Genomic DNA, 12,104 nt, shown 5'->3' with positions numbered 1-12,104 from the left:
GGCGTCCATCGAACGCTGGTGTCAGGCCAACAGCAAAAAGAGAGCACGTGTGCCGCGCTCTCTTTTGTTACTCCCACACCGCAAGGGCCGAGGCGCTAGGCCGCTTTAACCCCTGAAAGGAACTCGTCGACCTCGTGACTCAAACTGCTCGAATGGCGTGCCAATTCTCTTGCGGCTCCAAGCACCTGGGAGGCTGCCGCACCCGTCTCGCCCGCTCCCCGCTTCACCTCGCCGATATTGCCGGTCACGTGCTCCGTGCCCCGCGCGGCTTCCTGGACGTTGCGAGAGATTTCGGATGTTGCAGCCCCCTGCTCTTCCATGGCGGCCGCGATGCCGAGAGAGATCTGCGACATCTCGGAGATCGTCTTGGCGATCCCTTGAATCGCCGACACGACTTCGCGGGTGGCGGACTGCACCTGCGTGATCTGGGACCCGATTTCATCTGTTGCCTTCGCGGTCTGCCCGGCCAGTTCCTTCACCTCGGTCGCCACAACGGCAAAGCCCTTTCCGGCCTCCCCGGCGCGGGCCGCCTCGATGGTGGCGTTGAGGGCAAGAAGGTTAGTCTGCGATGCGATGCTATTGATGAGCGCGACCACGTCGCCGATTTTCTCCGCCGTGTTCGCGAGGTTCATGACGGTCGCGTTGGTGCGACGGGCGTCTTCGACGGCGCGTTCGGAGATCTGCGTGGACTGACTGACCTGGCTCGCGATTTCGCGGATCGAAATGGACAGCTCCTCCGTCGCGGCCGCGACCGTCTGCACGTTGCTCGATGTTTTCTCCGCCGCAGACCCGACGGCAACCGACTGGCTGTTGGTCTGGTCGGCGATGGCCGCCATGGATTCCGCCGTTGCCTCCAGTTCGGTTGCCGAGGACGACAACCCCTGGGTCAAGGCAGACACATTGCGCTCGAACTGCGTCATCATCTGGTCGAGGATCAGAGCGCGACGGGATTTCGCCTCGTTCTCGGCGATGCTCGCCGCCGCCATGCGCTCGTTCTCGATACCGTTCTCTTTGAACACGAGAACGGCGGACGCCATCTGGCCGATTTCATCCTGTCGCTTGAGCCCGGGGATTTCAGCTCGCCAGTCGCCATGGGCGAGACGGGCCATCGTGCCGGTCAGCTCACGGATCGGACGTCCGAGATGCCGGGTCAGAAGCAGCGCGATCAGAATTCCCGCCAAAGCGACAAGACCAAGTACGGCCAGAAGGATCGTCATCGCGTCGGAACGCGCCGACACGAAAGCTGTGGTATTGAGAACCACTTCGATCGTCCCGATCGGCTGCCCGGAATAGTTCTTCAGGGGACCGACGAGGATACCGGCGGAGTGACCTTCAAGCTGACCCGAGCGCCACGGCGTCGCGCGCTCAAGCGCCTCCCTGTGGCTCGCCGGATCAAGCAAGGTCTTGTCCTTGAACGTCGCGCCCAGAGAATCGATCTTGTCCTTCGACACCAGGTTCATGCCGATATCGACGCCGAACCTACGCTTCAGGTCCGCAAGGAAATCTGCCCCGAGGGTGGCCCCGATATCGACGATTCCGACGACATTGTTGTCTTTCAGGACAGGGACGGCAGCGAAAATGCTGATGTTGTCGCGTCCGGGCTCGATACCGAGGAGAGGCTTGCTCTGCTGTACGACGTCGACCAGCATGCGACGGCGACCGAAAACGTTATCGCCGAACGAATCCGGCGCATGGGCTCGGGCCAAATTGTTGCCCGTCGGCTTCTGGAAGCTGACAAGGCTGAGGTTCAGCTCTTTCTTCAGCGCGGCAGCCAGCACTTTATAATGAGACAGCAGCCCCTCGCGATCGTCCTTCTCGAAGGCTTCCGCAATGCCGGGCTCGTTCGCGATCGTGTAGGCGACGCCAAGGGCACGCCTGCCCTGCTCCTGCATGGCGTCCGTAATGGCCTCGTAACGCGACGAGAGTTGTTGCTCGATCGTCATGTCGCTCAGCGCGTCCTGCTGGATGTACCCTGCAAGTCCAACGGCGCCTGCGGCGGCCAATGCCGTAACTGTGACGGCAAGCATGAGCTTCGCGCCAATCGTCTTTATCTTTATGGATCTTACCGTCGTCATGAAATGCCCCCCGGCTTGCAGTTCAAAGACTGCGCAGCCAGTAAAGCACTCGGTCGTTAAGAGTATGTAACAAAAGAAAAGCAAAATGTACTTTTGCATCTTCTGAACGGACGAGATCTTCTGGTGCTTCTACAACCTTAGATCCGCGCAGCCCGAATTTTGAAAGATACAATGCTGCAAGAAATGTTGATCTGCATTCATGGATCCGAATGCCTGAAAGTGGCGGGCGGTGATCGCCTCACCCCAGAATGTCGCGGAGGGTCCGCATAAAGACGCGCGCTCCGATACCGATCAGCTCATCCGGGAAATCGTAGTCGGGGTTGTGGAGACTTGGGTGATTTTCGCCGGCGCCGAGAAAGAACATGGCCGCTGGCGCATAGTCGCCGAACCGGCCGAAATCTTCGGACGGACGCATGGGGAGGTCGCCCCGATCATACGGCACGCCCTCTGCCTCAAGGGCCCGCCGGAGATGGGCGACAGCCTCTGGCGCATTCTCGCAATGACGAAAAACGTCGTGGTAAGTGATATCCAAACCCAGGTTGGCATCACGGGCAATCGTCTCCGCCGCCTCGACAGCTCTTGTTCGCAGATACTCCATCCCGGAATCGGTCAGGGTCCGCAGGGTTGCCCAGATCTCCCCATGAGCTGGCGCAATGCCGAAAGCAGGCTCGCCAACCCTTATATGCGTCACCGTCACCATCGCGAAGCTCTCGTCGAGGACGCCTCCGCGCCCGAGAGCCCTTAGGACGGGAATTAGCTGCGCTATGGCGCCGACCGGAGAGATTCCGAATTCAGGCATGGATGCATGCGCCGTCTTCCCGCTCAGGACGATGCGGACTCCCATCGAAGCGCAACTCACGGGCCCCTCGGTCAAGGCGACTTTGCCAAAGGGCATCCCCGGAAGATTATGCAGAGCGAAGGCGAAATCGGGCACGATCTCCGAAAACTTCGGATCCGCGACGACGGCCGCTGCTCCGGAACCGTCTTCCTCCGCCGGTTGGAACATGAGAACCGCGCGCCCTCGCACGGGCCGCTGCCGGCCGAGGCCGATTGCCAGCGCGGTCAGGATGGTCATGTGGCCGTCATGACCGCAAAGATGGGCTTTGCCCGGCAGCGTCGAGCGATGGGCAATGCTCGAGATCTCTTGAATAGGCAGGCCATCGAGTTCCGCACGCACCATGACCGTAGGTCCGGGCTCGTTGCCCTCGTAAATACCGGCGATCCCGTGGCCGCCGAGATCGGTGACGATGCGGTCCGCTCCTGTCGAGAGAAGAACCTCGCGAACCTTCCGGGCCGTCTCGGCTTCCTCGCGGGACAGCTCCGGAAACCGATGGAGCTCACGCCGCCATGTCGTCAGTCCGGCAATATCCTGGTCTGTCAGGAACATGATAGCCTCGATATGTGGAACCACCGCTCCGTGCCTGGAGGACAGGAGGAGCAAGCCTCCTCCGGTCCGGCTTCCTGCAAAACAGGCATAAGATCGGGGAAGAGTCCAGGGCGGCCCCTCAGGACGAATGGGGCCGCAGACAGGCACGGCATCCCGGACATCGGACCTTCAGCAGGACAGCCGGGATACGCCAGGGACAAGGCTGCAAGACCCCCTTGCACAATCATCTCTTGACGGAAAGATCCTCTTCGGTCCGGATGGCGCTCCTCACTATGGAGCTTTGAATGTCAGATCTCTCGTCCTTCCCCATCGCCACGCGCTGGCCGGCGCAGCATCCCGACCGGCTGCAACTCTATTCTCTGCCGACGCCAAACGGGGTGAAGGTGTCGATAGCCCTCGAGGAGCTCGGACTGCCTTACGAACCGCACCTGATCGACATCGGAAAGAACGAAACCTGGATACCTGAATACCTGTCGCTCAATCCCAACGGGAAGATCCCGGCGATCATCGATCCGGATGGGCCTAACGGAAAACCGCTCGCATTGTTCGAGTCGGGCGCGATCTTGCTTTACCTTGCCGAAAAAACCGGCAAACTCCTCCCGCGCGATCCCGCTCAGCGGTACGAGACCATTCAGTGGGTGTTCTTCCAGATGGCGGCGGTCGGCCCCATGTTCGGCCAGCTCGGGTATTTCCACAAGTTCGCCGGCCGCGAGATCGAGGACAAGCGTCCACTTAAGCGCTATCGCGCCGAATCCAAGCGCCTTCTTGGCGTTCTCGAAGGGCGGCTCGACGGGCGGCAGTGGATCATGGGCGACGAATTCACCATTGCCGATATCTCACTTCTTGGCTGGGTCCGAAATCTCGTAGGTTTCTACGGAGCGGGCGAATTGGTGGAGTTCGACACGCTGACTCATGTTCCGGCATGGCTGGAGCGTGGACTTGCGCGGCCTGCCGTGCAGCGGGGATTGGATATCCCCAAGAGAGGCTAGCGCGGAGCAGCAGAAAAGCCCGGCATCAGGCTGCCGGGCTCGTGGCCCCTCGCGACATGAGCGGTCTTTACGACAGTCAATCGGACGTCACGGAAGTCGTCCGTTTCTGATAGGGACGCATGGACTGGGATTGCAACCGGACAAGCGCAGCGGCCAGCTTGGACGCCTCCTCATAGCGTGTTTCCTCATAGACCGGCTCGTTGGCGCTGCCGTTTGCCAGAGCATCGGCCGAGGCGAGAAGTCTTCTGATCGGAACGGAAACCCACTGAGCGAAAAGATAGAGAAGAACAAGCGTACACAGGATTCCGATGATAAGAACCGTCCAGAACGAGCGGATCAGTGCACGGACCGGGGCGAAGACCTCATCCGCACGAGCGCGCACGATCAGACTCCAACCGAAACTCGGCATGTCCTGGAACTGCACATTCGGCACAACGGCTGTCACGTACTGACGGCCATCGGGCCACCGCTCGTCAAGGGAGATAGATGTCGCCTGCCCGGCTGCAATGGCCGACCCCACAGAGAGTTTCTTTCCCTGCAGATCCGCAGGTCCGTAGAGAACTGTTCGGTCCCGTGACAACAGCAGAATATCGACCCCCGGAGTTGCGAGACTACCGATGTTCTCTCCTACCCAGTTCCAATCGAAATGCGCTCCGATGACTCCCGTCACGTTGCCGTCCTGAGACTTGATGGGAGCGGAAAAATCCACAAATCGACGTGGTTGCGGGCTAGCTGGGAGCAATCTCTCAAGCAGTTTGGCATCGTGCACATCGCTCGCCGACGGGCCGTTCAAGCCACGCCGGAACCAGGGGCGCTCCGCGACGCTCTGCCCTTCAAGCAGCCCCTGAGCCGCGGCGACCACCTTGCCGTCAATGGTCGCGGCACCGACCCAGGAATAGCGAGGATCCAGCTGCGCCAAAAAGGAAAATTGATCCCGAAGGTGTTCCGGTGTCGCGAGATTAGTCGTACGAGCCATGCCCTCGACATCTCGCCAAAGCTGGTGCATTCGGCGCGCCAGTTGATCCGCAGCCAGCTCTCCTAGGGAGCGCAGGCGATTCGTATTCGTCGTTTCGACCCTTTGCTGCAGAGTATTGGCGAAATACAGTCCGGACGCGAGAGCCGGGATCACCACCAGAATGGCTCCGCCAAGAAAAATGGCAGACTTGAGATTCAGTCGCATCCGGTAGCCCTCGTACTTTATCGCGATGCAAATAGTCGCGCCCAACTCTTGATCATGACGCTCAGATCGCCCCGGGTCGTACCGGGTGCCGCATCCGCCGTATGAAGCTTGCGCAATAACAACGGATATTGCTGAGGTGTCGTGAGTATGTCGAGAAGATAGCCGTCAGCGACGGCCTCGCTCACTCGCACCCCGACCTCGCCGACCCCCTTCAGTTCAATCGTTCCTCGGTCACCGACATTGAGCCCAGCAGGCCCGCGGAGCCGGGCGCGATCGATGCCGAGATCGGTTATCCAGCCATAGAAACGATTGATTCCAATGGAAAGCAGTGCCTGCTCGGTGACAATTCTCTGAGGCCGGTTAGCGCGCGGCCGTTCGATGCATGCCAACATCGTCACGGTCAGCACCGCAAGGTTGTAGAGTGTCCAGAAGAGAATAATCCGCAGACCGTCGCCGGCCTTACTGACGTGACTGAAGAGCACGTCGTTGGTCAGCGGCAGCAGAAGGCCAAGGATTGTGAGAACGAACAGGATCGCAAACGGCCTCATGATGGGCCATTGGACCACAGCCTTGGTGCGGTCGCCCCCCTTTGCCGTGACACGGAATTTATGAGGGCCAGGAGTGAACAGCCCCATCCAGACAGCCCGTGTGATCGGCCAAGCCGCCAGGAGCTGTGAGACATCGTTGAGAATTGGCATGATCAGGCCGCCTGAAATCCAGTTCAGCGTAAACAGAACTGCGAAGTAATACGGCATGTAATACGAGACGACATCGCTCACGGATGCATTGACGACGATGATCCCGAAATACCAATAGAGCAATGGGCAAACGAGGCTGATGAGGCGAAAGGGAAACGTCGTCGTCCAATACATGAGCGAGTCCATGAGGCTGACGCGTTGCATCAGCCTCAAACGGTTGCCGCCCAGAGGATTATAGACGTTCCGAATGATCTCCATCATTCCCAGACACCAACGGCCGCGCTGTACGATGTATTCCTGAAGGCCTTCTGGTGCGAGCCCTTCAGTCAGCGGCTCATTGAGATAGACTGTTCGATAGCCGTTCTCATCCAACCTGATCGTCAGGAGGAAATCCTCCGTCACGCTTTCGGTCGGAAGTCCACCGATTTTCTGGACGCCCGCGATCCGAACCATCGAGGACGTACCGCAGCAAACTGCGACTCCCCAACCGTCCCGCGCCGGCTCGAGATGATCGAAGAAGAAGCGCTGCTCGTCCGGATAGGCCTGCGCGATGCCAAGGTTATGCTGAATCGGATCCGGATTGAAGAAATGCTGCGGTGTCTGAACCAAGCCGACCTTCGGATCATGAAACAACGCTAGAACGCGCTTCACGAAGTTTGCGTGAGGGACAAAATCAGCGTCGAGAACCGCCGCGAACGCCGGAGGATCAACATCCTGAAGGCGCTGCATAAGCGTATAATTGATGTTTCCCGCTTTCGCGTGATGATTATCCGGCCGCGTCCGATGCTCGGCGCCGTATTCGCGGCAGAGTTCCGTCAGCCACTCTCTCCTGCCGTCGTCCAACACGAAGACACGCAGCCTCGGATAGTCGATCGCCCGTGCCCCAGCCAGCGTTCGCTCAAGAACAGCCCGCTCCTCGTTGTACGTTGCAATGTAGAGGTCGACTTGTGGAGGGTTATCTCCCCACCATCCGACATTCGCATCAGCTTCCTGATGGCGCTCCTTTCGCCGCGTTAATATGAAATAGGCGGACGTGGAAGATACTAACGCCAGGGTCTCTATGAGGAGAAAGACCCAGCTCGCGATAGCGTCGAAGGTAAAGCTGAATGGCGGAACAGTCGCAGTGATCCGCCAGATCATATACCGCCAGGCGAGAACGGTAGTCAGGATGAGCAGCGAGACTCGCACCCACGAATCGGATCTCCGTGCAAGCGGCCCAACGAGAAGAATGAGCCCCACGACAACCGCGACGAGAGCATAGCTCGACCAATATATATCAAGCGTCAGCATCTAGAAGCCGAACCGTGCCAGGGTCTCACGAACACCCGACAGCGGACCGCCGGTGAAAAGAACGCGCCCTGTTCTTCCCACAGCGCAGGCAAGTTCCTGATCTTCCAAAAGCCCCGGCACGTCCAATGCCACATCAAACCGCGTCAGGTGTTCCGTGCTCGGCCCGATCGCGAGCGTCGCATAAAGGCCGGATGCGCCGGAGCCACCCAATCGGGTAATTGTGGCATCGAACACTCTTTTGTCCGCATTCAGGCGGAACTGCGCGGGCATCCCAACTTTGAGGCGCGCGTAGACGCTCTCGCTGACGCTTGCCGTCACCATGGTGGTCGAACAATCGACAAGCCGCATCAAGTCTTGTCCACGATTGACGTATTCGCCACCACTGACCAGGAAGTTCCAGACGATGCTGGGATTCTCTGTATTCAGATCAGCCGCCGTGAGTTTGTTCACACGGAGGCGCTCTGCGGCGATCTGTTCCGTGCTCAGCTTCAAACGCATCTCGGCCTGCTGCGACTCGGCATTGAGTTCCGCAAGCCGGAGATCGAATTCACGAATTCGCTGCGTCGACGAGGGAGCATCGTTATAGGAATCTCCGATGAAGACCCCGTTTTTTGCCGCAGCAAGTTCCGTTGTCAGAAAATTGTAACGTTGTTGCGCGCCTTGAATGTCCTGCTGTGCAACGTCGTAGTCGGCCTTGGCCTTATCGAGGGTAATATTTGTTTGCAGGCCACGATCATTCAGAGAAATCGTCCGCTTCAAGGCGCTGTCGGCTTCTCGAAGCTTGGCCGCAGCGGATTCTTGTGCGGCCTGCGCTTCTCCGATGCGCGACTGGATCTGCCGGATACGCCCTTCCTGATAGTCCTTCGCTTGCGTCTGCATGATCTTACGAGCATCCGAGACAGCCGCGATCTGTGCTGCAAGGCGCTTGCGTTCGATTTCGAGGGCAGACTGAGCGCGCTCCAGATCGATCAGCCGAGCCGTATCAAAGCGATCATCCGTGATATGGGCGACGGCTTCCTCAGGCGATATTCTCGCACCGATACTGCGAACACTGAACGCCACGACGCCCTCCACGGGCGCTCGTAGTACGGATGTGCGCGCATTCACTGTGGCGTCCGCGCTCGTTCCAGCAAGATGCTCGCCGACAACAATATAAAGCCCTCCGAGGAGGAGAAGCGCACCGATGAAAATACGTAAGCGGGTCATTGATCTGCGGAAGTGTAGCTGAGTTGATCGCAAGGCGGCGATTTCGGATCTACCATTCCTTCCTACGAATATCGCCGTTCATCAAGGCTTTCATGACGAACTTCGCCTCAAGTCATAGAAATTTCTCTGACTAATCCAGAGAAATCCTTCAAGGCGCATCATCCCTTGAAATAATCACGACCATGGAACATTTGTTCCTGCTTGGTTGGAATATAACCGCATTGCTAGGAATGCCTCATCCAGAACAAATGGTGCCGGAGCATGCTGTCAATGCTCCGGCACCTCTTTCATTTCTTTTTAAACTCGCCCACTGATCAGCTACGCTTGGGGGGCGAAGCGGGCCAGCTCTTGATCAAAGTATCGTAGTCGACCGTTTCACCCTTAGGCTTCTCATCGGCCAGTTTCCGCTGTGGTGCGATATGACCGGATGCCTCCGCCTTCTTGAACCACTCCTCAGCGGAGGTTTTTGGATTGAGCTTCGGACCGCATTCCCCCTGCACATTGGCTCTTTCAAGGCGTCCAAGAACGTCATCCTGCGCAGCAGCCAGCGCGTCCATAGCCTGCTGCGGGGTCTTTGCTCCCGAAGCGGCATCGCCAATATTCTGCCACCAGAGCTGCGCGAGCTTGGGATAATCCGGAACATTATTGCCCGTCGGCGTCCATTGAACGCGGGCAGGAGAGCGATAGAACTCGACGAGACCGCCAAGCTTGGGCGCGCGGTCCGTAAAGCTCTTATCCCAAATGTCGCTTTCACGAATGAAGGTCAGTCCCACATGGCTTTTCTTGAGTGAGACGCTTTTCGATGTGACGAACTGGGCATAAAGCCAAGCTGCCTTGCGACGCTCCAATGGCGTGGATTTAAGAAGCGTCCAGGATCCGGCATCCTGATAGCCAAGCTTCATCCCCTCCTTCCAATAAGAACCGTGCGGGGACGGCGCCATCCGCCATTTCGGGGTGCCGTCCTGGTTCACCACCGGCAGACCGGGCTTCACCATGTCGGCGGTAAACGCTGTGTACCAGAAGATCTGCTGAGCCACATTGCCTTGAGCGGGAACGGGGCCAGATTCGGAGAAGTTCATGCCGTTCGCTTGGGGTGGAGCATATTTCTTCATCCAATCGAGATATTTTACGATCGAGTAGACCGCTGCCGGACCATTGGTGTCGCCGCCGCGCTCGACCGACGATCCAACAGGGCGACACCCCTCCATGCGTATCCCCCACTCGTCGACAGGGAGACCATTGGGAATGCCTTTATCACCGTTACCTGCCATCGAGAGCCAGGCATCCGTGAAGCGCCAGCCGAGCGATGGATCTTTCTTGCCGTAGTCCATGTGTCCATAGACTTTGACGCCGTCGATTTCCTTGACATCATTCGTAAAGAACTCGGCAATGTCCTCATAGGCCGACCAATTGACCGGCACACCGAGATCATAGCCGTACTTCGCCTTGAATTTTTCCTTCAGATCCGGACGCTGGAACCAATCATACCGGAACCAGTACACGTTCGCGAATTGTTGGTCCGGAAGCTGATACATCTTGCCGTCCGGCGCAGTCGTGAACGATTTTCCGATAAAGTCGTTCACATCCAGTGTCGGAGACGTGACGTCCTTCCCCTCACCCGCCATCCAATCATCGAGAGCGATTGCCTGCTTGTAACGGAAGTGCGTCCCGATGAGATCGGAATCGTTGACCCAAGCATCATAGAGATTGCGACCAGACTGCATCTGCGTCTGGATCTTTTCCACGACGTCACCTTCCTGGATGAGGTCGTGGGTCAGCTTTATCCCGGTAATCTCGGAAAATGCCTTTGCGAGGGTGCGAGCTTCATACTCGTGGGTCGTGATCGTTTCCGAGACGACGTTGATTTCCATACCAGCAAACGGCTTTGCCGCATTGACGAACCATTCCATCTCCTTCAACTGCTCGTCTTTCGACAGCGTTGACGGTTGGAACTCGGTCTCGACCCAGCGGCGAGCCTCGTCCATCCCTGCGAAGGCCACGCTCGATCCGAGCGCCATTGCTGCAACACTTACTGAAGCGAGAAGCCTGAGACGCGATCTTGGCACCATTGATCTTCCTCCCGTGATCGATCGACCTCTTTGTTCGATCGAGTGTTCTCACCGGCGCACCGCCGCTGAGTCTTCCGGGCCTATCTCAGACATAGCGGAACACGAGCGCCGCATAGGCGAGAGATAGACCAAAAGCCCACCATAGATCAGGCCCAACAAGGCCGAGCCATGCCAGGTGAATGAATGCTGCCCCCAACAAGCTGATAAAAAGACGATCCCCGCGGGTGGTAGGAATGCGCAGTACCCCGACCCGCTCCGTTTCAGGCCAATAAATGGCGGCCGCGGTCATGACGGCAAGCAGGCAAGCGATGCCGGCAAAGAAGAGTGCCGTCTGCCATGTCCACGCCATCCATGCGAAATCAGACATGGGGTGCCCTCCTCTAAACCCGTCCCAAGGCAAAGCCCTTGGCGATGTAGTTCCGGACGAACCAGATCACGAGAGCCCCCGGAACGATCGTGAGGACTCCTGCTGCAGCAAGCAGGCCCCAGTCCATTCCCGCAGCCGAGACCGTTCGGGTCATCGTAGCAGCAATCGGCTTTGCATTTACGGTTGTCAGCGTTCGTGCCAGAAGCAACTCAACCCATGAAAACATGAAGCAGAAGAACGCGGCCACTCCGATTCCACTGGCGATGAGAGGCATGAAGATTTTTATAAAGAAATGAGGAAACGAGTAGCCGTCGATCGCTGCCGTTTCATCGATTTCCCGTGGCACACCGGACATAAAACCTTCAAGTATCCAAACGGCAAGCGGAATATTGAAGAGGCAGTGCGCGAGGGCCACGGCCCAAGGAGTGTCGAACAGCCCGATGGCGGAGTAGAGGTTGAAGAAAGGCAAGGCAAAAACCGCGGGCGGAGCCATACGGTTGGTCAGCAGCCAGAAGAAAAGATGCTTGTCCCCGAGAAAGCGATAACGTGAGAAAGCATAAGCAGCCGGAAGAGCAAACGAGATCGACAGGAGTGTGTTGATGATTACGTATGTAAGCGAGTTGATGTAGCCCGAGTACCAGCTTTGGTCTGTAAAAATCTTGATATAATTGCCGAACGTCAGCTGACGTGGCCACAGGGTCAGCCCACTCGTAATCTCCATATTGGTCTTCAGGCTCATATTCACGAGCCAGTAAATCGGGAGCATGAGAAATACGAGGTAGACCGTCATCACGACCGCTTTTCCATTGATCCTCTGACGGTAAGCGGCACGATTGGCCGCAT

9 protein-coding genes are annotated in these 12,104 nt (G+C 58.0%); 1 reads left to right on the top strand and 8 read right to left on the bottom strand.

Annotation, left to right across the window (positions count from 1 at the left end; genetic code table 11):
- Positions 1–95 precede the first annotated feature (95 nt).
- Together LJD17_RS16675 and LJD17_RS16670 are read right to left on the bottom strand one after the other, a co-directional pair.
- On the bottom strand, positions 96–2,075 hold the full coding sequence (locus LJD17_RS16675; RefSeq protein WP_227385326.1) for a methyl-accepting chemotaxis protein: 1,980 nt from the start codon (positions 2,073–2,075) through the stop codon (positions 96–98).
- Between the two features lie 238 nt (positions 2,076–2,313).
- Positions 2,314–3,462 (bottom strand): amidohydrolase, encoded by a 1,149-nt coding sequence (locus LJD17_RS16670; protein ID WP_227385325.1) that lies wholly within the window; start codon positions 3,460–3,462, stop codon positions 2,314–2,316.
- Between the two features lie 284 nt (positions 3,463–3,746).
- On the opposite strand from LJD17_RS16670, the gene LJD17_RS16665 reads away from it, so the two are divergent.
- Entirely contained in the window at positions 3,747–4,451 is a 705-nt protein-coding gene (locus LJD17_RS16665) for a glutathione S-transferase N-terminal domain-containing protein (RefSeq protein ID WP_227385324.1), read from the top strand.
- Positions 4,452–4,527: 76 nt separating this feature from the next.
- On the opposite strand, the gene LJD17_RS16660 is transcribed toward LJD17_RS16665, so the two are convergent.
- The 6 genes from LJD17_RS16660 to LJD17_RS16635 form a co-directional block, all read right to left on the bottom strand.
- On the bottom strand, positions 4,528–5,631 hold the full coding sequence (locus LJD17_RS16660; RefSeq protein ID WP_227385323.1) for a cache domain-containing protein: 1,104 nt from the start codon (positions 5,629–5,631) through the stop codon (positions 4,528–4,530).
- Positions 5,632–5,648: 17 nt separating this feature from the next.
- Positions 5,649–7,619, bottom strand: a complete 1,971-nt coding sequence (locus LJD17_RS16655) for a glycosyltransferase family 2 protein (protein WP_227385322.1) — start codon at positions 7,617–7,619, stop codon at positions 5,649–5,651.
- Positions 7,620–8,498, bottom strand: a complete 879-nt coding sequence (locus LJD17_RS16650; protein ID WP_227385321.1) for an HlyD family efflux transporter periplasmic adaptor subunit — start codon at positions 8,496–8,498, stop codon at positions 7,620–7,622. It abuts the gene before it with no gap.
- 641 nt (positions 8,499–9,139) lie between these two features.
- The gene (locus LJD17_RS16645; protein ID WP_227385320.1) at positions 9,140–10,894 is read right to left on the bottom strand and encodes an ABC transporter substrate-binding protein; all 1,755 of its coding nucleotides are present in this window, start codon (positions 10,892–10,894) and stop codon (positions 9,140–9,142) included.
- An 85-nt stretch (positions 10,895–10,979) separates the two neighbouring features.
- On the bottom strand, positions 10,980–11,261 hold the full coding sequence (locus LJD17_RS16640) for a DUF2160 domain-containing protein (RefSeq protein ID WP_227385319.1): 282 nt from the start codon (positions 11,259–11,261) through the stop codon (positions 10,980–10,982).
- A gap of 13 nt (positions 11,262–11,274) precedes the next feature.
- On the bottom strand, positions 11,275–12,051 hold the full coding sequence (locus tag LJD17_RS16635; protein ID WP_227385414.1) for a carbohydrate ABC transporter permease: 777 nt from the start codon (positions 12,049–12,051) through the stop codon (positions 11,275–11,277).
- Between the last annotated feature and the right edge of the window lie 53 nt (positions 12,052–12,104).

Source organism: Microvirga rosea (assembly GCF_020595095.1).
Taxonomy (GTDB): domain Bacteria; phylum Pseudomonadota; class Alphaproteobacteria; order Rhizobiales; family Beijerinckiaceae; genus Microvirga; species Microvirga rosea.
The sequence above is the reverse complement of the archived record's forward strand: the minus strand, read 5'-3'. Positions and strand labels throughout refer to the sequence as shown.